20 protein-coding genes are annotated in these 24025 nt (G+C 74.5%); 11 read left to right on the forward strand and 9 right to left on the reverse strand.

The annotated features are described in order from the left end of the window. The first annotated feature begins 1 nt into the window (after position 1). Genes ACFVS0_RS07480 through ACFVS0_RS07490 form a run of 3 tightly spaced genes read left to right on the forward strand, consistent with a single transcriptional unit; the run spans position 2 to position 2248 of the window. Positions 2–586, forward strand: a complete 585-nt coding sequence (locus ACFVS0_RS07480; protein ID WP_430584499.1) for an AAA family ATPase — start codon at positions 2–4, stop codon at positions 584–586. Further along, positions 583–1365 (forward strand): HAD-IIA family hydrolase, encoded by a 783-nt coding sequence (locus ACFVS0_RS07485; RefSeq protein ID WP_430563574.1) that lies wholly within the window; start codon positions 583–585, stop codon positions 1363–1365. Before ACFVS0_RS07480 ends, ACFVS0_RS07485 begins: the two co-directional genes overlap by 4 nt. A gap of 31 nt (positions 1366–1396) precedes the next feature. After that, the gene (locus tag ACFVS0_RS07490) at positions 1397–2248 is read left to right on the forward strand and encodes a Nif3-like dinuclear metal center hexameric protein (protein ID WP_430587591.1); all 852 of its coding nucleotides are present in this window, start codon (positions 1397–1399) and stop codon (positions 2246–2248) included. Here ACFVS0_RS07490 and ACFVS0_RS07495 read toward each other — a convergent pair. Beyond that, a complete protein-coding gene (locus ACFVS0_RS07495) occupies positions 2236–2652 on the reverse strand; it encodes a RidA family protein (protein WP_430563576.1) in 417 nt (138 codons plus the stop codon). The genes ACFVS0_RS07490 and ACFVS0_RS07495 overlap by 13 nt on opposite strands. Before the next feature lie 107 nt (positions 2653–2759). Here ACFVS0_RS07495 and ACFVS0_RS07500 point away from each other — a divergent pair, with 107 nt between their 5' ends. From ACFVS0_RS07500 to ACFVS0_RS07515, 4 genes are read left to right on the forward strand one after another with little or no spacing between them, the layout of a single operon-like run. Beyond that, positions 2760–4106: an amino acid deaminase gene (locus ACFVS0_RS07500; RefSeq protein ID WP_430587592.1), complete on the forward strand. Its 1347-nt coding sequence runs from the start codon at positions 2760–2762 to the stop codon at positions 4104–4106. Between the two features lie 10 nt (positions 4107–4116). Then, on the forward strand, positions 4117–5733 hold the full coding sequence (locus tag ACFVS0_RS07505) for an amidohydrolase family protein (RefSeq protein WP_430587593.1): 1617 nt from the start codon (positions 4117–4119) through the stop codon (positions 5731–5733). A 17-nt stretch (positions 5734–5750) separates the two neighbouring features. Then, entirely contained in the window at positions 5751–7193 is a 1443-nt protein-coding gene (locus tag ACFVS0_RS07510; RefSeq protein WP_430549457.1) for a gluconate:H+ symporter, read from the forward strand. 57 nt (positions 7194–7250) lie between these two features. Continuing rightward, positions 7251–8420, forward strand: a complete 1170-nt coding sequence (locus ACFVS0_RS07515; protein WP_430587594.1) for an alpha/beta hydrolase — start codon at positions 7251–7253, stop codon at positions 8418–8420. Here the strand turns inward: ACFVS0_RS07515 and ACFVS0_RS07520 are convergent. Both ACFVS0_RS07520 and ACFVS0_RS07525 read right to left on the reverse strand, forming a co-directional pair. Continuing rightward, positions 8353–8898 (reverse strand): GNAT family N-acetyltransferase, encoded by a 546-nt coding sequence (locus ACFVS0_RS07520; RefSeq protein ID WP_430563580.1) that lies wholly within the window; start codon positions 8896–8898, stop codon positions 8353–8355. The genes ACFVS0_RS07515 and ACFVS0_RS07520 overlap by 68 nt on opposite strands. 55 nt (positions 8899–8953) lie before the next feature. After that, positions 8954–9493 carry a low molecular weight protein-tyrosine-phosphatase gene (locus ACFVS0_RS07525; RefSeq protein ID WP_430587734.1) on the reverse strand — a complete coding sequence of 180 codons (540 nt, stop codon included), beginning with the start codon at positions 9491–9493 and terminating at the stop codon, positions 8954–8956. An 80-nt stretch (positions 9494–9573) separates the two neighbouring features. Here ACFVS0_RS07525 and ACFVS0_RS07530 point away from each other — a divergent pair, with 80 nt between their 5' ends. Next, on the forward strand, positions 9574–10497 hold the full coding sequence (locus ACFVS0_RS07530) for an SDR family oxidoreductase (protein ID WP_430549454.1): 924 nt from the start codon (positions 9574–9576) through the stop codon (positions 10495–10497). Positions 10498–10813: 316 nt separating this feature from the next. On the opposite strand, the gene ACFVS0_RS07535 is transcribed toward ACFVS0_RS07530, so the two are convergent. Beyond that, positions 10814–11773: a diguanylate cyclase domain-containing protein gene (locus ACFVS0_RS07535; RefSeq protein WP_430549453.1), complete on the reverse strand. Its 960-nt coding sequence runs from the start codon at positions 11771–11773 to the stop codon at positions 10814–10816. 181 nt (positions 11774–11954) lie between these two features. On the opposite strand from ACFVS0_RS07535, the gene ACFVS0_RS07540 reads away from it, so the two are divergent. Further along, positions 11955–15335 carry a DUF5979 domain-containing protein gene (locus ACFVS0_RS07540; RefSeq protein WP_430587595.1) on the forward strand — a complete coding sequence of 1127 codons (3381 nt, stop codon included), beginning with the start codon at positions 11955–11957 and terminating at the stop codon, positions 15333–15335. Positions 15336–15357: 22 nt separating this feature from the next. Next, positions 15358–16155 carry an alpha/beta hydrolase gene (locus tag ACFVS0_RS07545; RefSeq protein ID WP_430587596.1) on the forward strand — a complete coding sequence of 266 codons (798 nt, stop codon included), beginning with the start codon at positions 15358–15360 and terminating at the stop codon, positions 16153–16155. Positions 16156–16165: 10 nt separating this feature from the next. Here the strand turns inward: ACFVS0_RS07545 and ACFVS0_RS07550 are convergent, their stop codons facing one another. The 5 genes from ACFVS0_RS07550 to ACFVS0_RS07570 all read right to left on the reverse strand — a co-directional run bounded on the left by ACFVS0_RS07550 (position 16166) and on the right by ACFVS0_RS07570 (position 23238). Then, positions 16166–17089, reverse strand: a complete 924-nt coding sequence (locus ACFVS0_RS07550) for an ornithine cyclodeaminase family protein (RefSeq protein ID WP_430587597.1) — start codon at positions 17087–17089, stop codon at positions 16166–16168. Continuing rightward, positions 17086–18423: an MFS transporter gene (locus tag ACFVS0_RS07555; RefSeq protein WP_430563584.1), complete on the reverse strand. Its 1338-nt coding sequence runs from the start codon at positions 18421–18423 to the stop codon at positions 17086–17088. The genes ACFVS0_RS07550 and ACFVS0_RS07555 overlap by 4 nt, the downstream gene beginning before the upstream one ends. Positions 18424–18536: 113 nt before the next feature. Next, positions 18537–19280: a GntR family transcriptional regulator gene (locus tag ACFVS0_RS07560; RefSeq protein WP_430587598.1), complete on the reverse strand. Its 744-nt coding sequence runs from the start codon at positions 19278–19280 to the stop codon at positions 18537–18539. A gap of 186 nt (positions 19281–19466) precedes the next feature. Further along, positions 19467–22169 (reverse strand): hypothetical protein, encoded by a 2703-nt coding sequence (locus ACFVS0_RS07565; RefSeq protein ID WP_430563585.1) that lies wholly within the window; start codon positions 22167–22169, stop codon positions 19467–19469. Positions 22170–22380: 211 nt separating this feature from the next. Next, positions 22381–23238, reverse strand: a complete 858-nt coding sequence (locus ACFVS0_RS07570; RefSeq protein WP_430563586.1) for a DUF3800 domain-containing protein — start codon at positions 23236–23238, stop codon at positions 22381–22383. A 216-nt stretch (positions 23239–23454) separates the two neighbouring features. On the opposite strand from ACFVS0_RS07570, the gene ACFVS0_RS07575 reads away from it, so the two are divergent. Further along, positions 23455–24024 carry a small multidrug efflux protein gene (locus ACFVS0_RS07575; RefSeq protein ID WP_430563587.1) on the forward strand — a complete coding sequence of 190 codons (570 nt, stop codon included), beginning with the start codon at positions 23455–23457 and terminating at the stop codon, positions 24022–24024. The last annotated feature ends 1 nt before the right edge of the window (position 24025 follow it).

The raw sequence follows: 24025 nt of genomic DNA on the forward strand, positions 1-24025 counted from the left end.
CGTGGGCGACGTCGTCGTGGTGACGGGACCGCCGGGATCGGGGAAGTCCGCCGTCGGGTCGGCCCTGGCCGACCTGCTCGACCCCTCCGTGCTCGTCGAGGCGGACTGGTTCTTCGGCCGGTGGCGGCGCGGCGCCGTCGACCCCTGGCTCCCGGAGGCGGCGGCCCAGACCGCGCCCGCCGGCCGGGCCGCGCTCGCCGCGACCGTGGAGTTCGCCCGCTCCGACGCCTGGGTGGTCTACGACGGCGTGCTGCACCAGGAGGCCGCCCGGGACCTCGCGGTCCGCGCCGCGGACGTGGGCGCCGCCGTGCACCGCGCCGTCCTGCTGCCGCCGGTCGACGTGTGCCTCGCCCGCGTGGCCGCGCGCACGGGTCACGGCTTTGACGACCCCGCCGCCACCCGGGCCATGCACGCGGCGTTCGCGGCGGAGGTCGACGGCGCGGAGGCCGACCCGGCGGCGGAGCACGCCGTCCTGCGCGACGACGCCGCGTCGCCGGCCGGCCTCGCGACGCGGGTCCGCGACCTGCTGCTCGCCGGGGCGCTGCGGGCACCCGGGCCGGTCGCGACCGGGGGAGCGCGGCCGTGACCCGGCACGCCGTCCTGCTCGACCTCCAGGGCACGGTCCACGAGGGCGACGGCCTGGTCCCCGGCGCCGACGCCGCGGTCGCCGCGCTGCGCGACGCCGGCCACGCCGTCCGCTTCGTCACCAACACGGACTCGCAGGACTCGGCGTCGATCGTCGCGCGGCTGCGGGGGATGGGGCTCGGCCTGGACGCGGACGAGCTGTTCACCCCGGTGGACGCCGCGGTCGCGGACCTCGAGGGGACCGGCGCTCGGGTGCACGTCCTCGCCACCGCCGCCGTCCGCGACCAGCTCGCCGCGCGCCTCGACGTCGTCGGGCCGGAGGACGACCCCACGCACGTGCTCGTGGGCGACGTGCACGACGTGCTCGACTACCCCGCCCTCGACGCGGCGTTCCGCGGCGTGCTCGGCGGGGCGGAGCTGCTGGCGCTGCAGCACGGCCGCTGGTTCCTGCGCGACGGCCGGCCGGCGCTCGACACGGGGTCCGTGGTCGCCGCGATCGAGCACGGCGCCGAGGTGACGGCCCGCACGCTGGGCAAGCCGAGCACGGAGTTCCTGCGGCTCGCGCTGAGCACCGTCAGCCCGGCGCCGGAGCCCGACCGCACGTGGGTGGTGGGCGACGACCGCTCGTCGGACGTCGCGATGGGCCGGGCCGCCGGCGTCCGCACGGTGCTGGTGCGCACGGGCAAGTTCGCCCGTCAGGCCGCCGACGACTCCCTGCCACGCCCCGAGCACGTGCTGGACGACGTCACCGCGCTGCCGGAGCTGCTCCGCCGGGGGTGAGGGCGTCGGGGACTGCGGTTACCGTGACGCCGTGACGACGCGCCCGCACGACCCCACCCTCACCGCCGCGTGCCTGGTGTCCCGCGCCGCGGCGGCGCTGGCGGTGACGCCGCGGCCCACGACGGTCGACGGCCTCGTGGCCGGCGACCCCGGCGCGGTGGTGCGCGGCGTCGCGGTGACCACGCTGGCCACGCTCGAGGTGCTGGAGCGCGCGGTCGCGGCCGGGGCGAACGTCGTCGTCACGCACGAGCCGCCCGACTACGACCACACGGGCGCCGCGGTGCCCGACCTGGAGGCGGAGGGCGACCCCGTGCTCGCCGCCAAGCGCACGTTCGTGGCCGACCACGGCCTCGTCGTGTGGCGCGCGCACGACGCCTGGCACGACCGGCGCCCGGACGGCGTCGACGAGGGCACGGCCCGGGCGCTGGGCTGGACGCTCGACCCCGCCGCGGACGGCGCGTCGGTGTGCGACGTCGGCCCGACGACGCTGGGCGCGCTGGCCGCGCACGTCGCGACGGCGCTCGGGTCCCGCACGGCCCGCTTCGTGGGCGACCCCGCCCAGCCGGTGCGCCGCGTCGGCCTGGACCTCGGGTTCCGCGGCTTCGCGCGCAACCGCGCGCTGCTGCGCCGCGCCGACGTGGACGCCGTCGTCGTGGGGGAGGCGCACGAGTGGGAGACCCAGTCCTACGCCCTGGACGCCGCGCACCTCGGCACGACCGGCCGGGGCGCGCCGAAGGGGCTGGTCGTGGCCGGGCACGTGCCGGCCGAGCAGGCGGGCATGAGGCACTTCGCCGACTGGCTGCGCGACGTCGTGCCCGAGGTGCCGGTGACCTTCCTGCCCACGCCGGACCTCGCCCGCCCGGCGACGACTCACTCCACGTAGGCGAGCGCGTCGATCTCGACGAGCATCTCCTCGCGCGGCAGCCCGACCATGACGGTGGTGCGCGACGGCAGCACGGCGTCCGGGCCGAGCCGCTCCGTGAGGAACGCGCCGTACGCGTCGTTCATGGCGGCGAAGTCGTCGCGCGTCGTGAGGTAGACGCGCAGCATGACGACGTCCGCCATCGTGCCGCCGCCGGCCTGGACGATCGCCTCGACGTTCTGGAGCGTGCGCGTGGTCTGCGCGGCGACGTCGCCGGGGTAGAGGTACTCGTTGGTCGCCGGGTCCACGGGGCCCTGACCGGAGACCTGCAGCAGGTTGCCGACGCGTACGCCCTGGTGGAACGTGTGCGCCGGGGCGGGGGCCTGGTCGGTGGAGATCGCGGTCTTCGAGGTCTGCTCAGCCATGTGCTGGTCCTTTCGGGGGGTGGTGCGGCCGCTCTGGACCCGGCGTGCATTTCGGCGGCCGGTGCGGCATCGTCGCACCGTCGACGGGGAACGAGGAGGGCCTGACGATGGACGGTACCGGAGCCGAGGACACCTGTCGGATCGACCGCGAGAAGGTCGCCGCCCGGGAGGGCGAGCGCGTCGGCTGGCGGCACAAGGCGATCCCGCCCGAGCTGTGGGGGCTGACCGTCGCGGAGGTCCGCGAGCGCCGCCCCCGCCTGTCGCAGCTCCCCACCCCGCTGCTCACGCTGTCCCGCTCGGCGCTCGACACCAACCTGCGCGTGATGGCCGACTGGTGCGCCGAGCGCGGCCTCGACCTCGCCCCGCACGGCAAGACGACGATGGCGCCGCAGCTGTGGGCCGAGCAGGTCGACGCCGGGGCGTGGGCGATCACGGTCGCGAACCCGTTCCAGCTGGGCGTGGCCCTCGAGTTCGGCGTGAGCCGCGTGATGGTCGCGAACAGCGTGGTCTCGCCGCTCGCGCTGCGCTGGATCGCCGACGAGCTGGCCGCCGACCGGGACCTCCGGGTGCTGGTCTGGGCGGACTCGCCGGTCACGGTCGACCTCATGCACGACGCCCTGGCCGCGCACGTCGCCGCGTCCGGCTCGCGCCCGCCGATCGACGTGCTCGTCGAGCGCGGCGGCGCCGGGGGCCGCACGGGTGCCCGCGACCTGGGCACGGCGCTGGCGGTGGCGGAGCGGGTCGTCGCGTCGCCGCACCTGCGCCTGGCGGGCGTCGGCGGGTACGAGGGTGCGCTGGCGCACGACTCGGACGCCCGCAGCCGGGACGTGGTGCGCGGCTACCTGCGCGACATGGTCGAGGTGCACGAGCACCTCGCGGCCGACGGGCGCTACGAGGTGGACGTCCCGGTCGTGACGGCGGGCGGCAGCGCCTACTTCGACGTCGTCGACGAGGTCATGTCGCCGCTGGTCGCGACGGGGACGCGCGTGGTGCTCCGCAGCGGCGCGTACGTGGTGCACGACGACGGCTTCTACCGGCACATCTCCCCGCTGGGCGAGGAGCCGCGCAGCGGCGGCCCCGGGTTCCGCAGCGCGATGCACGGATGGGTGCGGGTGAGCTCGCAGCCCGAGCCGGGGCTCGCGCTGTTCGACGCCGGCAAGCGCGACCTGCCGTTCGACGAGGGCCTGCCCGAGGTGCAGCTCCGGCGCCCGCGCGCGGCGGGCGAGGAGCCCGCCGCCGTCCCCGGCGTCCAGGTCACCGCCCTCAACGACCAGCACGGATTCCTGCGCTGGGACGCCGCGGACGCACAGGTCGACCTGCGCATCGGCGACGAGCTGCGGCTGGGCCTGTCGCACCCGTGCACGGCGATGGACAAGTGGTCGCTCGTGCCGGTGGTCGACGACGCCGACGCGGCCGACCCGGTCGTCGTCGACCTCGTGCGGACCTGGTTCTGAGGGGGCGGGCATGACCGCCGACCTGCTGGTCCGCGACGCGCTGGTGCTCGACGGGACCGGCGCGCCGGGCGTCGTCGCCGACGTCACCGTCACCGACGGGCGCATCACCGCCGTCGACGAGGGCCGCTCCGACGCGCGCGCCGCCGGCGCCCGGCGGACCGTGGACGCCGAGGGCCGCGCGCTGACCCCCGGGTTCATCGACATGCACGCGCACTCCGACGTGCAGATCCTCGCGAACCCGGACCACACGGCGAAGGTGAGCCAGGGCGTCACGCTGGAGGTGCTGGGCCAGGACGGCCTGTCGTTCGCCCCGGTCGACGAGCGCACCCGCACGGCGATCCGCGCGCAGATCGCCGGTTGGAACGACGACCCGCCCGGCTTCGCCTGGGACTGGGAGTCCGTGGCGGGCTACCTGGACCGCCTGGACCGCGGGATCGCGTGCCACGCCGCCTACCTCGTGCCGCAGGGCACGCTGCGCCACCTCGTCGTCGGGCCGGACGAGCGCCCGGCCACGCCCGCGGAGGTCGCCCGGATGGGCGAGCTGCTCGCCCAGGGGATGCGGGAGGGCGCGCTCGGCATGAGCAGCGGGCTCACCTACACGCCCGGCATGTACGCCGACGACGACGAGCTCGCCGCGCTGCTGCGCGTCGTCGCGGCCCACGACGGCTACTACAGCCCGCACCACCGGTCGTACGGCAAGGGCGCGCTCGAGGCGTACGCCGAGATGATCGACCTCGCCCGCGCCACGGGCTGCGCGCTGCACCTCACGCACGCGACGATGAACTTCAAGCCCAACAAGGGCCGCGCGGGCGAGCTGCTCGCCCTGATCGACGCGGCGCTGGACGACGGCGTCGACATCACGCTCGACACGTACCCGTACCTGCCCGGCTCGACGACGCTCAGCGCGATCCTGCCGAGCTGGTCGTTCTCCGGCGGCACGGACGCGCTGCTCGCGCGGCTGGCGGACCCCGCCGACCGCGAGCGCATCGTCGACGAGCTGGAGCACGTCGGCACCGACGGCTGCCACGGCTGCGTCGCCGAGTGGGACACGATCGAGATCAGCGGCGTGCAGAACCCGGCGCTGGCCGGTCGCGTGGGCCGCACGGTCGAGGCGATCGCCCGCGACGAGGGCCGCGCGCCCGGCGACGTGTTCGTGGAGCAGCTCGTGGCCGACCGGCTCGGCACGACGATCCTGCAGCACGTGGGGCACGAGGAGAACGTGCGCGCGATCATGCAGCACCGCACGCACTGCGGCGGCTCGGACGCGATCCTCGTGGGCGGACGCCCGCACCCGCGCGCCTGGGGCACGTTCCCGCGCTACCTCGCGCGGTACGTGCGCGAGCTCGGCGTCCTCACCCTCGAGGACTGCGTGCACCACCTCACCGGGCGGCCCGCCGCACGCCTGAAGCTCGTCGACCGCGGCCTGGTCCGCCCTGGCTACGCCGCGGACCTCGTGCTGCTCGACCCCGACACCGTCCAGGACACCGCCACGTTCGAGGACCCGCGCCAGCAGGCGGCGGGCATCGACCTGGTCCTGGTCGACGGCGTCGCCGTCATCGACGACGGCGCACGGACCGACGCCCTCCCCGGGCACGCGCTGCGACGCACGGGGAGCGGCACCCGCTGAGACAGGAGGAACCCGGGATGCGCATGCTGCTGCACGCCGCGGGGGACGACGACAACACCCTCGAGCTGATCAACCAGCCGTGGTCGGAGCACGACACGCAGGTGCTGGTGGTCACCGCCATCGGCATCGCCGTCGTGGTGCTGCTCATCACGATGCTCAAGATGCACGGCTTCCTCGCCCTGACCATCGGGTCGTTGTTCGTGGCGATCGGGTCCGGCATCCCGCTCGGCGACGTCGCCGGGGTGTTCGAGACCGGCGTCGGGGACGTGCTGGGCACCGTCGGCGTGCTGGTGGTGCTGGGCGCCATGCTCGGCAAGCTGCTCGCGGACTCCGGGGGAGCCGACGAGATCGTCGACAAGATCTTCCGCGGCAGCACGGGGAGCCTGCCCTGGCGGATGGCGCTCATCGCGTTCCTCATCGGCATCCCGATGTTCTTCGAGGTCGGGCTGGTGCTGCTGATCCCGGTGATCATGCTGGCCGTGCGCCGCTCCGGCCTGCCCGCGATGCTGCTGGCCATGCCGGCGCTGGCCGGCCTGTCGGTGCTGCACGGCTTCGTCCCCCCGCACCCCGGGCCGCTGGCGGCCATCGGCAACCTGGGCGCGGACGTCGGCATCACCATGGCGCTCGGCCTGGTCATCGCGGTGCCCACCGTGATCATCGCCGGCCCGGTGTGGGGCCGGTTCGCCGCGAAGCTGGTCCCGATCGGCGCGCAGGGCGGCGGCGGGGGCATCGTCGCCGGCGACACGGACGGGGGCTCGGGCGGCTCCGGCGAGCCGGGCACGGTGAAGACCCGGAACCCCACGTTCGTGCTCACGCTGGTGACCATCCTCAGCCCGGTGATCCTCATGCTGGTGCGCGCCGGCGTCGAGGTGTGGGCCAGTCCCGACTCGTGGTTCTTCCCGTTCGTGTCGTTCATCGGCGAGCCGCTGGTGGCGCTGCTCATCGCCGTCCTGCTCGCGATGATCACGTTCGGCACCAGCGTCGGGTTCTCGCTCGGCACCCTCGGCTCGAAGATGACGGAGAGCCTCAAGCCCATCGCGAGCGCCACGATGATCGTCGGCGCCGGCGGCGGCTTCAAGGCCGTGCTGGTCGAGGGCGGCACGGGCATCGCGATCGGCAAGGCGGCCGTCGCGATGAGCCTGTCCATCCTGCTGCTCGGCTGGCTCATCGCCGTGCTGGTGCGCATCGCCACCGGGTCCGCCACGGTCGCCATCGTCACGGCGTCGGGCATCGTCGCGCCGCTCGCCACCGGCCTGACGCCGACGCACCTCGCGCTCCTCGTGCTCGCCATCGGCGCCGGGTCGCTCATCCTGTCGCACGTCAACGACGCCGGGTTCTGGCTGGTCAAGGAGTACTTCGGCATGACCGTCGGGCAGACGTTGAAGACCTGGACGGTGATGGAGACGATCATCGCCGTGCTCGGGCTGCTGTTCACCTGGCTGCTCTGGCTCGTCGTGTAGCCGGTCGTCCGGCACGGCCGGGTCGCGCGTCCTCGCCGGGTTCCTTACCTTCGGGTCGTGGAGCAGTCCGGCACGAGCAGCACGTGGGAGCCCGACGTGCTGCCCGGCTTCGAGCGCCTGACCCTGCCGCTGGAGCCGGACTTCGAGGGCGACGTCGTCGCGACGCTGGTGCGGAGGGCCGTCGAGCCCGAGGTCGCGACGTCCGGCCCGCCCGCCGACGGCACCGGGCGGGACGCGGGCATCGACGTCCTGTACGTGCACGGCTGGGTGGACTACTTCTTCCAGACCCACCTCGCGGCGTTCTGGGAGCGGCAGGGCGCCCGGTTCTACGCGCTCGACCTGCGCAAGTACGGCCGCAGCCTGCGCGAGCACCAGACCCCGGGCTTCGTCACCGCGCTGGCGACGTACGACGAGGACGTCGAGGCGGCGCTGGCGGTCCTCGGCCACGGCCCGGAGGCGTCGTCGGGGCGCCGCCTGGTGCTCATGGGCCACTCGACGGGCGGGCTGGTGCTCAGCCTGTGGGTGTCGCACCGGCCGGGCCGGGCGGACGCGCTGGTGCTCAACAGCCCGTGGCTCGAGTTCCAGACCCGCAGCGTGGGGAGGTGGGTGCTGGAGCCGGGCCTGCGCGCCCAGGCCGCGCTCGCACCGCGCAGCCACCTGGTGAACGTGGACCTCGGGTTCTACGCCCGCAGCGTCTCGCGGCGGTTCGACGGCGCGTGGGACATCGACCCGACCTGGCGCCCCGACACGGGCTGGCGTGCCACGCCGGCATGGCTGTCGGCGATCTTCCAGGGGCAGGAGCGGGTGTCCCGCGGGCTCGGCATCGACATCCCGGTGCTGGTGCTGCTGTCCGCCCGCTCGACGGCGCCCGTGCGGTGGAGCCCCGAGATGATGACCACCGACTCCGTGCTCGAGGTGGGCGGCGTCGCCCGCCGCGTCCCCGCGCTGGGCAGCCTCGTCACGCTGGCCCGGATCGACGGCGCCCTGCACGACGTCACGCTCTCCGCCCCCGCCGTGCGCGACGTCGTCTGGCGCGAGATGTCCCGCTGGGTCCGCGCCTACGTGCCCTCCGCGCCGCCGGCGGCCGCGCCGGAACCGCGGGGCGTGGCCGCCTGGTGGCGTCGCACCTTCGGCGACGGCCGCCCGTCGCGGCGCGAGGTCAGAGCGCCCGCACCAGCTCGATCTCCTCGCCCTGCTCGAGGACGAAGCGCTCGCCCGACGGCGTGAACCCGAGCTTCGCGTAGGCGGCCTGCGCGCGCGGGTTGTCGACGTGCACGCACAGCCGCGCCCGCTCGATGCCGAGTCCGCGCGCCCAGTCCTGGACGCCGTCGAACAGCCGCGCCAGCAGGCCGCCGCCACGGTGCTCGGGCCGCACGAACACGCCCACCAGGTGCACCTGCCGCTGCGTGACCGGTCCGCCCAGGACGTCGGTCGACCCCGGCTCCTCGACCAGGCCGATCGTCGTGCCGACCCAGCGACCGTCGGCGTCGACGGCGACGAACGCCGCCGCCGCGTCGCTCGTGGCGTTGCCGCGCGCCCGCTCCTGCCAGAACGCGTCCGGGCGGGCGGCCGCCACGTCGTGCGTCTCGAGGAACGCCACGGGCGCCGCCGGGTCCTGGAGCGCCGCCAGGCGCAGGTCGCGGGTCTCGCGCCACTCGCCCTCCCGGGCGCGGCGGACGATGAGCGGGGCCGGCGGAGTCGTCATCCGCCGATCCTGTCACCTCGGGACCCGGCCCGGCCGCCACCCTCCGCGGAGGTGGTCACCGATCTGCCGAGGGAGCACGTCGCGTCGGCGACTCGCCGAGCCGGGCGCGCACGTGCGCGACGACGCCGTCGGCGGCGGCCTCGACCTCCGCCAGGGTGGTCTCGAAGCCGGACTCGTCGCCATACCAGGGGTCGTCGACGTCGAGCAGGTGCTCGTCGCCACCCGGCTCGACGACGGGGGCGTCGGGGTCGAACGACCGGTACAGGCGGATCTCGGCGAGCCCGGCGGAGCCCGCGGCGCCGTCGGCGAGACGGCGCAGGCGTCGGGCGTGCTGCGCCGTCATGGGCAGGACCAGGTCGTGGTCGGCGAGGTCCGCGGAGGTGACCTGGCGGGCGCGGTGGCCGTCGCCCGTCGGGTAGCCGTGCGCGGCCAGCGTGCGGCGGGCGCGCCCGTCCACCGGGTTGCCGTGCTCCTCGTCGCTCACGCCCGACGAGTCCACGACCACGCGGTCGCCGAGACCGGCGGCCTCGAGGCGGTCGCGCAGCACGATCTCCGCCATGGGGGAGCGGCAGATGTTGCCGGTGCAGACGGTCATCACGCGGTACGGGGTGGCGGTCACGGGCCCATTCTCGCCTCTCGCCGAGCCCCGCTCCCGATCCGTGCCTACCGTGAGGCATGGCGAGATGGGCGGCGGACGGGCTGATCGCCGTGACCGGCGCCAGCGGGCGGCTCGGGTCACGACTGGCGTTCCGGCTCGCGGCGGAGGGCGCGCGACAACGGCTGGTCGTGCGGGACCCGGCGCGCGCGCCCCGGCTCAGCGACGGGCGGGCGCTGCCGGTGTCGGAGGTCGCCGTCGCCGACGGCTTCCACGACGCCGACGCGATGCGGGCCGCGTTCGACGGCGTCCGCACCGTGTTCCTGGTGAGCGCGCGCGAGGCGCCCGACCGTGTCGCGCAGCACACCGCGATGATCGACACGGCGGCGGCCGCCGGCGTCGAGCGGCTGGTGTACACGTCGTTCGCGGGCGCGGCGCCCGACGCCGTGTTCACGTTCGCCCGCGACCACTGGCACACGGAGCAGCACCTCGCCGACGTCGCCGCGCGCACCGGGCTGCGCTGGACGGTGCTGCGCGACAACCTCTACTTCCACGCGCTGAGCACGTTCGTCGGGCACGACGGCGTGATCCGCGGCCCGGCGTCGGACGGGCGCGTCGCGGCCGTGTCGCACGACGACGTCGCGGACGTCGCGACCGCCGTCATCCTCGACGAGCGGCCCGCCCGGCACGACGACGCCGTCTACGAGGTCACCGGGCCGCAGGCGCTCACCCTCGACGAGGTCGCGGCCACGCTCGGCCGCGCCGCCGGCCGCGACCTCACCTACCACCCCGAGACGGAGGAGGAGGCGTACGCCTCCCGCGCCGGGTACGGGGCGGAGCCGTTCGAGCTCGACGGGTGGGTCTCGTCGTACACGGCCATCGCCGCGGGCGAGCTGGCGCACGTCTCCGACGACGTCGGCCGCCTCGTCGGCCGGCCCGCGCGCTCGCTCGCGCAGTGGCTGGACGACTACCCCGGCGAGTGGGCGCACCTGCGGCGCGCGTAGGCCGCCTCCCCGGGCCTCGCGTTCACCCTGAGGAAAACCCTTGGCCTCCCCGCGGCGGCGGGCGTAGCGTCGTCGGCACATGAGAAGGGAGGTGATCCGAGCTGTGAAGACTCTTCGGACCCATGAGGTGGTCGCGCGCTAGTCGCGCGCGCTAGAACGTCGGGCGGGTAGCGAGTTCCTCGCGACCACCGGAGCCCGCGGGTGCCGTGACCTCGTCCAGCACGGCAGGAGGTTCGACCTCCAGCCCGCGGGCTTTCTGCTGCCCAGGACCGGGCTGCCCAGGACCGGGCTGCCCAGGACCGCGGACGCCCCGACGTCAGGCGAGCACCGCCGCACGGCGCTCCCGCCGCAGCCGCCGCTCGGCCTGGGCGACGAGCTCGTCCGCGTCGGCGGCGCCGGCCACCGACCACGCGGCAGCGGCGTGCAGCCCCGGCCACACCGGGGCGTCGAGCGCGCTCGAGGCCTCGGCGACGTGCGCGAGCAGGTGCTGACGCAGGGCGTCCGCGGACGCCGCCGCCTGGATGTCGTCCATCGCCGGCAACGTCGCCAGGACGGCGAACCCGTCGCCCTCCACGCGACCCGCCTCGCACCCGGCGGGCAGCGCCGCCCCGATCCGGGCCGCGAGCTCCGCGAGCACCACGTCTCCGGCGTCCTGCCCGTGGTCGGCGTTGAGCCTTGCCATGTCCCGCACGTCGAGCAGCACCAGCACCACGCGGGTCGCGCCGCCGCGCACCAGGGCGCAGCGGCGCCGCAGCGCGTACCAGGTGGCGGCCCGCCCCGGCAGCCGCGTCAGCGGGTCGTGGGTCGAGCGCTCGGCCAGCTCGGCGACGACGGCGCGCATCACGTCGGCCGTGCTCGCCGCGCCCCAGGCCGACGGTCCCCTCACCAGGACGTCGTCGTAACGGCGGTCCGCGGTGCGGGCCATCGCGAGCGACGCGACGTCCGCGAGCGCCGTCCCGGGCTCGACGACGAGCGGCGACCAGTCCGCGACCGCCCCGGTGGGCCGTCGCTCCAGGACCGCGCGCCCGTACCCGAGGCGTCCCGTGAGCGCGGCCGTCAGGCCCGACCGCGTGACGATGCCCGTGCGGGTGGGCGCCGTGTCGTCCTGCACGGCGACCGAGCCCACCTCCGGACGCCGGAAGATCACCTCGAGCTGCCCGACGGGCAGCGTGGAGCCCACCACCAGCACCGGCTGGGCCAGCTCCGCGACCGACGCGACGCGCGTCGCCCGGCGAGGAGCGACGTGGCGGGCCAGGCGGGCGATCTCGTCGTGCACAAGCGGAAGTATGGCCAGCCTGGACGTCGTGCGAGGCGCTCCGCGGAGATGTTCGCTGAGCGTTCGCGGGCCGTTCAACCACGGGACCACGATGGGAGCGCGACCACCCAGCGCCCGGGTTGTCGTGTCCCTAGAGTGTCGCGAGGGTACGCGATGTCTGTGATGTCTCGGGGGGCGACACATGCGAAGGACGAGGACGACGGCCGGTCGCAGGACGACGAGCGGCCTGCTGGCCGCCGCGCTCGCGCTGGGCGGTCTGGTGGGCGTCGGTGCGCAGACCGCGACGGCGCCGCCGGCGGCCGCCGCCGCCGAGGGCGACGTCAACCCGTTCTCCTCCTCCGGCGGGTACACCGTGTACGCGCAGCGCGACGCGATCGTCGGCAACCAGGAGCTCGAGGGCTCGCTGGCCGCCGGGCGGAACCTCACCGACACGACGGCCGCGCAGTGGGCGGTGATCCACGTGGCCGCGGGCACCGCGGACTACACGATCCCCACCGTCGACGGCGACCCGACACGCCTCCTCATCGGCCGGTTCGACCCGGACGAGTCGCGCAACGTCGGCCAGGTCAACATCACGAGCCGCGGTGCGACCACCCCGGAGAACGTCGGCACCCTCAAGACGGTGGACCGTGACCTCGGTCCGTACGCCACGTCGGCCCGGGGCGAGGGCTGGGTGCGGGAGTCCGAGCAGGGCTCCAACCCACCCCTCATCGACGCGACCGCGCAGACGTTCCCCGCCGACGCGGAGCCTCCGACGGGCAGCAACACCTCGATCTTCACCGAGCAGACCGGCGACACGCAGGACGTCGTCGCCGGGTACGTGCAGGCCGGGCAGGACGCCAGCCTCGACGACACCACCGCGTGCCTCGCGACGATCACGGACCCGGGCGGCCACGACGTGAACCACGTGACCGTCGCCGAGGACGACGGGTCACGGAAGGTCCTCTCGCTCCTCGCCTCCGACCGGCCCAACGTCGTGGCGTACGAGGACGTCGCGGGCGCCGACCTCCTCCAGTTCTCGGCGGGCAGCGCGGTGCCGGGTCAGCAGAACCCGCTGATCATCCGCGTGCCCGCCGGGACGACGGACGTGCAGGGGCTGCGGGTCGACCCGCAGGGCCAGTACTCGCCGTACATCCTGTGGGACCTGTCGGCCGTCACGGGTGACGTGACCGTCGCGCACACCGGGGAGCGCATCGACGGGTCGATCTTCGCGCCCAACGCCAACGTCACGGTGGACGCGGCGCCCCTGGACGGCCAGGTCGTCGGGCAGGACGTCACCCTGCTGGGCGGCGAGGTGCACTCCTTCATGTTCGCGGGCACGGTGCCGTGCGGCGAGCCGCACGGCACGTTCGAGCTGTCCAAGGAGCTCGACGGGATCGGCGCCGACGACCTGCCCGACGGCACGACGTTCCAGGTCGACTGGACCGCCACGTCGCCGGACGGCGAGGTGCTCGGCTCCGGCACGCTCGACCTGCCCGCGGACGGCGGCGCGGTGCGCCCGCAGGACGTGGACGGCACGCTGAGCACCTTCCCCGTCGGCACGGTCGTGACGTTCGAGGAACGGCCCCCGGGCGACGTGCCCGGCTGGGACTGGACGGGCGCGTCCGTGTCGCCGTCCTCGCTGACCATCACCGACGAGGGCGACGCCGTCGTGGACGCGACGGTGACCAACACGGCGGAACGCACCCGCGGCACGTTCGAGGTCGTCAAGACCGTGGTCGCCACCCTGGACGACCCGATCGAGGTCGACGAGGGCACCACCGTCACCGTGGGGTGGACCGCCGTCGACCCGGACGCCAACGAGAGCAGCGGCACCATCGAGCTCGTCGCGAACGAGGACGGGTCGTTCGATCCGACCGGGCCGGTCGACGACGCCGGGAACGAGGTCACCTTCCCGGTCGGCACCGAGGTCACCGTGGCGGAGACCGACCGCGGCGTCCCGCCCGACGGCGCCACCTGGGGCGACGAGTCGTGGAGCCCCGGCACGACGTTCACGATCGACCGCGAGGACCAGGTGGTCGAGGACATGGTCACCAACATCCTCGTCGACGAGACCGTCGTCCCCGCCACCGCGCGGTTCAGCGTGGTCAAGGTGCTCGACGTCGACGGCCCGGTCGACCCGAACCTCCAGTTCTCGGTCGAGTACACGTTCGACCCGCCCGGCGGCCCGCGGGAGGGGCGCGTCCGCGAGATCGCCGTCGGCGACCCGGTGACGATCACCACCCTGCTGGACGACGAGCCCATCCCTGCCGGGACCACCGTGTGGGTGCGCGAGCACGACCCGTCCTTCGACGACGGCATCGTGTGGGAGGACCCGGTGCTCTCGGTGGACGGCGAGCCGCTCACCGACCCCGACGAGGACGGCTTCTACCCGCTGGAGCTCGCCGGCGGCCCGACGGTCGCCCTCGAGGTGACCAACGTGGGGAGCGTCCCCACAGGGTCGTTCACCGTGGCCAAGACCCTCGACGGGCCGGTCGCCGAGGACGTGCCGGAGGGCCTGGAGTTCACGGTGGCCTGGACCGCGACCTACGTCGACGGCACCACGACCAGCGGGTCCACCACGCTCGCGCCCGACGGCGAGCCCGTCGCGCCGACCGACGCCACCGGCGACCCGGTCGACTTCCCGGCCGGCACGACGGTCACGTTCGACGAACCGGTGCTGCCCGACGTGCCCGGCTGGGACTGGGGCACCCCGACGATCTCACCGGCGGAGATCACGGTCGGCGCCGACGAGACGGCGGCGGTCTCCGTCACCAACTCCGCCACGGTGGAGCACGGCACGTTCGAGGTCGCGAAGGCCCTCGAGGGCGCCGAGCCGGGCGACGTGAGCGCGGACGGCTTCGACGTGCCGTGGACGGCCACCCTGCCCGACGGCAGCACCGACGACGGCGTGCTGCGCGTGCCGACCGACGGGACCGCCGTCGGCCCGGACCGCGCGTTCCCCGTGGGGACCACCGTGCGCGTCACGGAGGAGGAGCCGTCGGACGACGTGCTGCCCGACGGGTGGACCTGGGCCGTCCCGACCTGGTCCCCGGGCAGCAGCCTCACGATCGACGAGGGCACCGGCACGACGTCGTTCACCGTGACGAACTCGGCCGTGCCCACGACGACGCTGCGGATCGAGAAGCTGGTCGAGGGCACGGACCTGCCCGACGGCACCCGCTTCCCGGTCGAGTACCGCGTGGACGACGGCCCGGTCCAGCTGGGCGACCTCGTGCTCGGTGACCCGTTCGAGGCGGACGACGTCCCGCTGGGCACCACGGTCGAGATCCGCGAGGCCGACCCGCCCGCCGTCGACGACGCCACCTGGGCGACGCCGCGCTGGGCGATCGGCGGCCAGGAGCTCGAGGCCGACGACGACGGCTGGGTGGTGATCCACGCGAACGACGAGCGGCTCAACGCCGTCACGCTGACGAACACGGCCCGTCCGACGACGCCGGAGACCCCGGGCGGCCAGCTGCCGGAGACCGGGTTCGGCGGGGGCGCCCTCCCGCTGCTGGCCCTCGGGCTGCTGCTCCTGGGGATCGCGGTGCGCCTCGTGGCCCGGACGATCCGCGCCTGACGGCCGGGGGGAGGTGCGTCCGGTGACTCCGGGGACGGAGGGCGTACCCGACGTCGGGGCGCTGCGGCGCGGCGCGTACGAGCGCGCCGTCGCCCGCCCGCGGCAGCCGTTCGCCGGCACGGTGAACGACCTGGCGCACGACGGTGTCGCGATGCGTCGCTACACCCCCGACCGCCACCAGCCCGGCGCCGCGGCGGTCTTCCTGCACGGCGGGTACGGCCTCTTCGGCGACCTCGAGCTGCAGGACGGCTGGTGCCGGCGGACCGCCGACACCCTCGGCGTCGTCGTGCTCGCCGTCGACTACCGGCTCGCGCCGGAGGCGACGCTCGACGACGCCGTCGCGGACGCCGTGGCCGCGCTCGACCTGCTCGCGGGCGAGGGCGTCGACCGCGTCTACCTCGCCGGCGACTCCGCGGGCGGCGCCGTCGCCGTCCTCGCCGCGTCGCGCCCGGCCCACCGGCCGGCGGGCCTGCTGCTCACCAACCCCAACCTCGACCTGTCGCTCGAGTCCTACGACGACGCCCTGCCGGGCGGACCGGGCCGCGAGCTGTCGACGTACGCCATGCGCGCGTGGACCGGCGTCGACCCCGCGGACGCGCCGCGGCTGCACCGGTCCGCGCGCGGGCTGCCCCCGACCCTCGTCGCGGTGGGCGAGCGGGACTCGTTGCTGCCCGAGGCGCGGGCGCTGGCGGACGCCTGCCGCCGCGACGGCGTGCCCTGCCTGCTGGTCGAGCTGCCCGGCGCCGAGCACGGGTTCGTCGGCACCGAGCGCGCGGGCGAGGTGCTCGCCGAGGCCGCGACGTTCTTCGGCCTCGGCTGAGCCCGCCCGGTCAGCGCCCGGCCGCCTCCGCGACGCCCACCGCGACGGCGAGGTCCTGCCACGACATGCCGGACCCCTTGAAGACGTTCGGCCGGTCCGTGGCGCGGGATCGCCCGCGCACGACGTCGGCGAGCGGCACGAGGGCGTCGGGTCGCATCGCGCCCTCCTCGACCGCGAGCACGACGTCGCCGCACTCGCGCATCGCGGTCGCGCGGTCCTCGACGACGACGAGCGCCCGCCCCATGAGCCCGGCGTCGAGCTCGCGACGGTCGGGCTCGTGCGAGCCGATGGCCACGACGCACGCGCCGTCGCGCACCAGGGCGCCGTCGAAGAGCGGCTCGCCCGCCGACGTCGCGCACACCACGAGGTCGGCGTCGGCGACGTCGGCGGTGCTCCCCGCGCGGGCGGGGATCCCGCGCGCGACGAGGCCGTCGACGGCGGCCGTCAGGCGTCCGCGGTCGCGGCCGACGAGCGCGACGTCGTCGAGGTCGCGCACCGCCGCCATCGCGACCGCGTGCTCGACGGCCTGCGGCCCGGTGCCGACGACGACCAGGCGCCGCGCGTCCGGCGCCGCGAGGTGGTCCGCCGCGACGGCCGAGGTCGCGGGCGTGCGCAGCTCGGTGAGGGCCGACCCGTCGAGCTGCAACCGGGGCGTGAGCGTGGCGGCGTCGAGCAGCAGGTAGGTCGCCTGGATGCGCGGCAGGCCGCGCGCGGGGTTGCCCGGCGCCACGGACGCGATCTTGACTCCGGCCCACCCGCCCAGCACCGACGGCATGAGCAGCAGGTGCCCCGCGCCGGCGGCCACCGACGACCGGGCCGGGTCGTCGGCGGGGTCGAAGCCGTCGCGCAGCGCGCGCTCGACGAGCCGGCGGGCGTCGTCGGGCCCGACCCGGCGGCGGACCTCGTCGGCCGTGACGAACGGCAGCCCGGTCACGCGGCCACCTCCTCGCGCGCCTCGCGCGCCTCGATCCGGGCGCGCTCGAGGCGCACGACCCGGCCGGACAGGGACACGGCGACGAGCGCGACGACCGCGAGTCCCACCATGTACACGGCGATCGGCCACCAGGCGCCGTCGAACCGCGAGAGCAGCCAGGTCGCGAGCAGCGGCGCGGTGCCGCCCGCCAGCGCGGCGCCGATCTGGTAGCCGAGCGTGACGCCGGTGTAGCGCACGCGGGTGGTGAAAGTCTCGGACATCAGCGTGCCCAGGGTGGCGGTGACCGGGGGCCACACGATGCCCAACCCGATGACGACGGCCGCGTAGACGGCCCAGTCGACCTGGAGGTCGAGCAGCAGGAAGAAGGGCGCCGCGAAGAGGGCGATGAGCACGGTGCCGCCGAGGAAGACGGCGGGTCTGCCCAGCCGGTCGGAGAGCCTTCCCATCGCGAGGATCGCCAGCGTGCTGACGAACGCGGCGGCGCTCACGGCGTTGAGGACCACCGACTGCTGCATGCCGAGGGTGCCGGTCGCGTAGCTCACGACGAACGTGGCGAAGATGTAGAACGGGCCGGTCTCCACGACCTTGGCGCCGACGGCGACGAGCACGGAGCGCCAGTGGTCGCGCAGCGTGTCCTTGATCGGGAGCTTGGCCACGTCGCCGCTCGCCTTGGCCTCCCGGAAGGCGGGGGTCTCGGCGAGGCCCTTGCGGATCCACAGGCCGACGAACACGAGCACCACCGAGGCGATGAACGGCAGGCGCCAGCCCCAGGACTCGAACGCCGCGGAGGGCAGCGAGGTGACCAGCGCGAAGGCGATGGTCGACAGGAGCATGCCGATGGTCACGCCGGTCTGGGGCACGGAGCCGAAGAAGCCGCGGCGGTTCTCCGGCGCGTACTCGTAGGCGAGCAGCAGGGCGCCGCCCCACTCGCCGCCGATCGCGAGGCCCTGGATGACGCGGCAGAGGATGAGCAGCGCCGGCGCGAGGACGCCGACCTGCGCGTACGTGGGCAGCAGGCCGATCGCGATCGTCGCGCCACCCATGAGGGAGAGCGTGATGACCAGCGTCTTCTTGCGGCCGATCTTGTCGCCGATGTGGGAGAAGACGATGCCGCCGAACGGGCGGATGAAGAACGTCAGCGACAGCGACAGGTACGACAGCATCAGCGAGACGGCCGGGTCGTCCGTCGGGAAGAACTGCTTGTCGAAGATGAGGGCCGCCGCGGTGGCGTAGAGGAAGAAGTCGAACCACTCGATCGCGCTGCCGGAGAGGCTGCCGACCAGCACCCGGAGGTTGGTGGCCGGTTTCCCGACCGTGGACTGCTGCGAAGTCACGCGCCTGCTCCCGTCCGGCCCGCCACGTCGGGGGCCTCGAATGGCGTGCAACGTACAATTGCACCGACCGCGGACGCAAGGGCTTCCCGCGTCGTGAGCAGGGCGGATCCCGGTCAGCCGGCGTCGGCGGCGTCGCCCGCCGGACCCGCCGAGGCCCCCGACGACACGCCCGAGCCCTGCCCCGACCAGACGTCGCGCACGTGCCTCAGGTGCCGGCGCATCCACGCCTCCGCGCCGGCCGCGTCGCCGGCCTCCAGGAGGTCGAGCAGCTCGTGGTGCTCCCGGATCGTGGCCACGAGACGACCCTCCTCGTGCAGGCCCTGGAGCCCGAGCAGTCGCGACATGCCGCGCAGCCGGCGGACCTCCTCGACCAGGCGCGCGTTCCCCGCGAGGGCGAGCACCTCGGTGTGGAAGGCCGTGTCGGCCGCGACGAACTCCTGCAGCTCGCCGGCCGCCGCCGTCGCGTCGATGCGGTCCGCGAGGGGGCGCAGCGCCCGCACCTGGGCGGCCGTCGCCAGCGTCGCGACGCGCGCCACCGTCGGCGCCTCGATGAGCTCGCGGATCTGGAGGATCTCCTCGAGCGCGACGTCGCCGAGCTCCACCACGCGGTAGCCCCGATGCCGCAGCGTCTCGACCAGCCCCTCGCGGGTGAGCTCCATCATCGCCTCGCGCACCGGGGTCGCCGAGACGCCCAGCCGCTGGGCGAGGGCCGGGGCCGAGTAGATGGCCCCGGGCTCGAGCTCGCCGGCCACCATCGCCTCCCGCAACGTCACCAGGACGCGCGACCGGATGCTGTCGGGGACGTCCATCGACCCCAGGATCGACGGCCTGCCGCGGCCGCCCGCACCGCTGCTCATCTGCTGTCTCCTGGCCTCGACGTCACGGACGTGGCCAGGATGCCACGGGACCGCCACGGGTGTGCGCAGAGCGGACGCCCACGGCCCGGTCATGGGACCGGCCGGCCCGTCGGAGGGGTCGACGGGCCGGCCGGGGTCGGGGTGACGGTGCGCCCGCGAGGGGCGCTCCGTCGAGAGCGGGTCGGCTCAGCCGAAGGTCACCTCCAGCGTGCCGTCCGCGGCGAAGGACCAGTCGAGGTCGCCCGCGTAGGCGCCGCAGGCGGCGCTGTTGGAGCCGGACCAGAACTCGTTGGTGCCGTCGTCGCTCCCGACGATCCGGTCGTTGGAGCCGCTGTCGCACGACACGTTGCCGCTGAACCGGTGACTGCCCTCGTCGAAGTTGAAGTTGCGCTCCTCGTTGCCGATGCTCACGTTGTCGGCGACCGTGATCGAGCCCGGGTTGCTGTTGTACGTGAACCCGTGCTTGCCGTTCTCGTAGGCGATGCTGCCCGTCACCACGTGGTCGACGGGGATGTCCTCGCCGCCCAGCTTGTAGCCGTTGCGGTCGCCGCTGCCGGCCTGCGAGCCGTCCGACAGCGTGCCGTTGTCGTAGGAGAGCGAGTCCTCGATGGTCACCACGCCGATGGGGCCCGTGTCCGACTTGGCGTACAGGTCCCAGCCGTCGTCGATGTTGTTGTGGGACACGCAGTCGCGGAACACGTTGCCCTCGCCGACCGTCAGCTTGGCCGCGAAGCCGTCCGCGTCCTCGCCGTCGGAGTCCACGTTGTCGTAGGACTCGGAGGAGAGCACCAGGTTGTTCGCCGGCCACTCCGCCTTCGGCGCGCCCGCGACCAGGCGGGCGATCTGCAGACCCGTGTCGGCGTTCCCGCGGGTGACGACGCGCTCGATCACGTTGTCGTCGCCGCCGAGCAGGATGCCGTTGTCGCCGGAGTTCTGGACCGTGATCCCGTACACGTGCCAGAAGTTGCCGCCGATGGCGAGGCCCCGGTTGGCGGAGTCCTCGGCCTGCGCGGAGAAGTCGAGCACCGGCGTCTCGCCCGGGTACGCCGACAGGAGCGTCCGCTCCGACGACGTGCCGTCGTTGCCCGGCTCGATCGTGAGCGTGTCGGCCAGGTCGTACTGGCCGCCGCGCAGGTAGATCGCCCCGCCCGGCTCCACGGCGGCGATCGCCGCGGCGACCGTCGTCGGGTCGGCCTCCGTGCCCGCCGCGCCGGCCGAGCCGTCGGGCGCCGCGTAGATGACCTCGCCGCTCGGGGTCGGCGGGTCGGTCGGCTCCGGGTCGGTCGGGTCCGTCGGGTCGGTGGGGTCGGTCGGGTCCGTCGAGCCCTGGCCGGCGTACGTCTCCAGCTCGGCCACCTTCGGCGTGCCGGAGGCGCTGGTGATCTCGAGGTCGAGCTTGCTCAGCGTGGTCGTGGGCAGGTTGACGACGCCCGCGCGGCTGCCGGTCGCGAGCACGGCGCCGGTGTCGTGGTTGACGATGCGGAACGCGGTGATCGTGCCCGCGGAGCCGGCCGCCTCCACGACCTTGGCCTGCGACACGGTCTGCGGGGTCGACCACTTGACGGACACGCGACCCGTGGTGCTCGACGGCGACCAGAACGTGCTCAGGTTGCCGTCGGTCACGTTGCCGAAGCTGCTGCCCGACGCCTTGGACGAGCCGTCCGCGCCGGCGCCGAGGCTGAGGTTGGCCCCGCTCGGCTCGTCCGTCGGGGGGTCGGTCGGCTCGCCGGTCGGCGGGTCCGTGGGCTCGCCGGTCGGCGGGTCGGTCGGCTCCGGCGTCGTCGCCTCGCACGAGCCGTCGGACACCCTGAGGCCCTTGTTCGCCCCGGCGGTCGCGGCGACGACGTCCGGCACGCAACCGGCGTCGTCGAGCGAGTAGTCGTAGGGGATGCTGACCGTCGTCGTCGACGTCGGGTTCGGGCCGGCGGGGTTGTTGTCCTCGCCCGGCTCCGACCAGGTGACGTTGTCGAACGTGTTCCCGGCGACCTGCCAGTAGCCGGGCAGGTCGGTGTAGAACGTGCCGAGCACGTCCTTCGAGTCCTGGAAGTAGTTGCTGTCGACCTTCGCCTTGCCGCCGGCGCGCGCGTTGATGCCGGACTCGTGGATGTCGACGTAGTGGTTGTTGTAGATGTGGGCCGTCGCCCCGCGCAGCAGGGGGAGGCGCGAGTCGATGTTCTCGTAGAGGTTGTGGTGGTAGGTGACCGGCCCGTTGCCCAGGTCGCTGTCGCCCGAGCCGACGAGGCCGCCGCGGCCGGAGCCGCGAAGGATGCTGTAGGAGAGCGTCACGTACTTCGTGTCGCCCTTCATGTCGAAGAGGCCGTCGTAGCCCTCGGACTCGCCGCCCGAGGCCTCGAGCGTCACGTGGTCCGCCCACACGTTCGAGACGCCGGACTCCATGCCGATCGCGTCGCCGCCGTTGGACGTCGGGGAGCCCGACTTCTTGACGTTCTTGACCGTGACGTTCTGGATGATGATGTTGCTGGCCTCGCGGATGTGGATGCCCACCTGGTCGAACGTCGCGCCGCTGCCCACCCCGACGAGCGTGACGTTGCTGATCTGCTTCAGCTCGATCACACCGTCCGCGGTGTTGCAGCTGTCTCCCGAGACCTTGCTCGTGTTGCCGTGGTTGATCGTGCCCTCGACCTGGATCGTGATCGGGGTGTCCTCGGACGCGCGGCCGCACAGGGCCTCGTGGATCTGGGTGCCGGTCGTCGCCCTCACGACGGAGCCGCCGGAGCCGCCCGTCGTGCCGCCGTTCTGGGTGGCGAACCCGGTCACGCCACCCTCCGCGGCCTGGGCGCCGAGCGTCATCGCGGTGACCCCGATCGCGGCCACCAGTGACGTCGTCACCCCCGCCGCGAGAAGTCGTCGTTTCGCGTGCCGTCTCATCGTTGCTGCCTCACCTTCGTCGTCGAACGCGGGACCTGCAGCCGGTGCCGGGGCCGCTCCGCTCGGCGGAACGACCGCTGTCCGAACCCACATTGGTTACGAACAGATCACAGCAACCGGTTTCTTGACCGTAGGGGACCGGTTTCCCGGAGCGCAACCCCCAATTTCACCCGGTCCGCGGATCGACGTGTGTTGACGGGACCGCCGGACGTCAGGCGGCGGGCTCCGCGGAGCTCCGCGCCCACCCGGCCAGGAGGTCGGCCACCTGCACGCGCGGATCGCGGCGGGAGTCCACCTGCCGCACCCCGAGGAGCGGCGGCGGTGCGGGCGAGACCGCCGCGGCGAGGGTCGCGGCCAGGACGGCGGTGCGCTGCCGCGTCAGCGCGCTCTGCTCGTCGTGCACGACGACGACCGAGCGGCGGCCGTCGCTCCACCGCAGCACCGTCTCGGCCAGCGCCGGCACCAGCGGCTCGAGCGGGGGCGGGACGGCGGGGTCGCCGTCGAGCAGCCGGTCCAGGACCGCCACGACGTCGCGCCGGGCCACGCCGGCCAGCTCCGGCACCCCGTCGGCCACCACGCCCGGGACCAGGGCGAGGAACCGGTCGACGGCGGCGCGGTCCGGCCGGCGCCGGTGCTTGAGGTGGGTCATCGCGACGAACGCGGCGAGGACGTCGGCCCGCTCCCGCAGGACGGCGACCGCGCGGACGCGGTCGTGACCGAGGCGCGTCCCGTCGACGTACGACGGCTCGCCCGTGAGCAGGTCGAGCACCCGCCCCGCGACGTGGTCGCGCTTGTCGACGACGTGCACCGTCGAGCGTCCCGCGAGCTCCGCCAGGAACCACGCCACCGCCTCCGGCTGCCCGGGCCGCAGCAGCAGGTGGGCCTTGTGCTCCGTCGTCCGGCGATGGTTGAACCGCGACCGCAGCGTGCCGAGCACGGCCGCCGCCTCGTCGCGGGTGAGGTCCACCCCCGCGTGCGCGATCACCGGCGACGCCGGGTCCAGCAGGTTCGTCCCGGTGAAGCCCGACTCGTCGCACGCGATCTCCACGATGGCGACCGGCCCGGACATGACGTCATCGTGGCGCGGCCGCTCGCCCACCACCACCGCATTCCGGGGACGGACCTGCCGTCTCCCCGTCCCTGCCGGCCGACCCCATGACAGATGTCACGGCCGAGGCGTGCGATCGGCACGGGAACCGGTGACTCCGGGCACTACCGAGCCTTCTCGCTCGCGGGTGGACTGGGTGCATCGTCCGACACGCCCCCGACACCCCCGGAGCACCTCGTGAATCTCGTCGACACCTTCCAGGACCTGGTCGCCCAGGTACCCGACCTGGTCCAGCCTCTGATCGTCGCGGTCGCGGCCATGGTCCCCTTCATCGAGGGGGAGGGCGGCGCGACCATCGGCATCATCGGCGGGATCCATCCCGCGGTCGCGGCCGTCGCCGCGATGCTCGGCAACTTCCTCGCCGTCACCGCCGTCGTGCTCGCCAGCGCCGGCGCCCGTGACGCGGTCGTGAACCGCCGCCGGGCGAAGGCCCGGCAGAGCAGCCCCGTCCCGGTGGGCTCCGGTCCCGCGCCGGGCGGCCAGGGCGCGCTCGCACCGGCGGAGGACCGCCGCGACGCGCGCCGCGCGAAGTTCCAGCGCGCCTACGAGCGCTACGGCGTCCCCGGCGTCAGCCTGCTCGGCCCGCTGCTGCTGCCCACCCACTTCACGGCCTCGATGCTGGTGGCGTCCGGCGTCGGCAAGGCGCGCGTGCTCGTCTGGCAGGCGGTGGCGATCGTCGGCTGGACCACGGTCACCGCCTTCGTCGCCAGCCGGCTGCTGAACCTCGTCTCCGGAACGGCTTCCTGAG

The sequence above is a fragment of the Isoptericola sp. NPDC058082 genome (assembly GCF_042885055.1).
Lineage (GTDB): Bacteria > Actinomycetota > Actinomycetes > Actinomycetales > Cellulomonadaceae > Isoptericola.

Coding starts and splice junctions, on each gene's coding strand:
- ACFVS0_RS07505 (WP_430587593.1), top strand. CDS start 4,117: ATGACCGCCGACCTGCTGGTCCGCGACGCGCTGGTGCTCGACGGGACC.
- ACFVS0_RS07495 (WP_430563576.1), bottom strand. CDS start 2,652: ATGGCTGAGCAGACCTCGAAGACCGCGATCTCCACCGACCAGGCCCCC.
- ACFVS0_RS07510 (WP_430549457.1), top strand. CDS start 5,751: ATGCGCATGCTGCTGCACGCCGCGGGGGACGACGACAACACCCTCGAG.
- ACFVS0_RS07525 (WP_430587734.1), bottom strand. CDS start 9,493: ATGACCGTCTGCACCGGCAACATCTGCCGCTCCCCCATGGCGGAGATC.
- ACFVS0_RS07540 (WP_430587595.1), top strand. CDS start 11,955: ATGCGAAGGACGAGGACGACGGCCGGTCGCAGGACGACGAGCGGCCTG.
- ACFVS0_RS07570 (WP_430563586.1), bottom strand. CDS start 23,238: ATGTCCGGGCCGGTCGCCATCGTGGAGATCGCGTGCGACGAGTCGGGC.
- ACFVS0_RS07565 (WP_430563585.1), bottom strand. CDS start 22,169: ATGAGACGGCACGCGAAACGACGACTTCTCGCGGCGGGGGTGACGACG.
- ACFVS0_RS07560 (WP_430587598.1), bottom strand. CDS start 19,280: ATGAGCAGCGGTGCGGGCGGCCGCGGCAGGCCGTCGATCCTGGGGTCG.
- ACFVS0_RS07500 (WP_430587592.1), top strand. CDS start 2,760: ATGGACGGTACCGGAGCCGAGGACACCTGTCGGATCGACCGCGAGAAG.
- ACFVS0_RS07520 (WP_430563580.1), bottom strand. CDS start 8,898: ATGACGACTCCGCCGGCCCCGCTCATCGTCCGCCGCGCCCGGGAGGGC.
- ACFVS0_RS07530 (WP_430549454.1), top strand. CDS start 9,574: ATGGCGAGATGGGCGGCGGACGGGCTGATCGCCGTGACCGGCGCCAGC.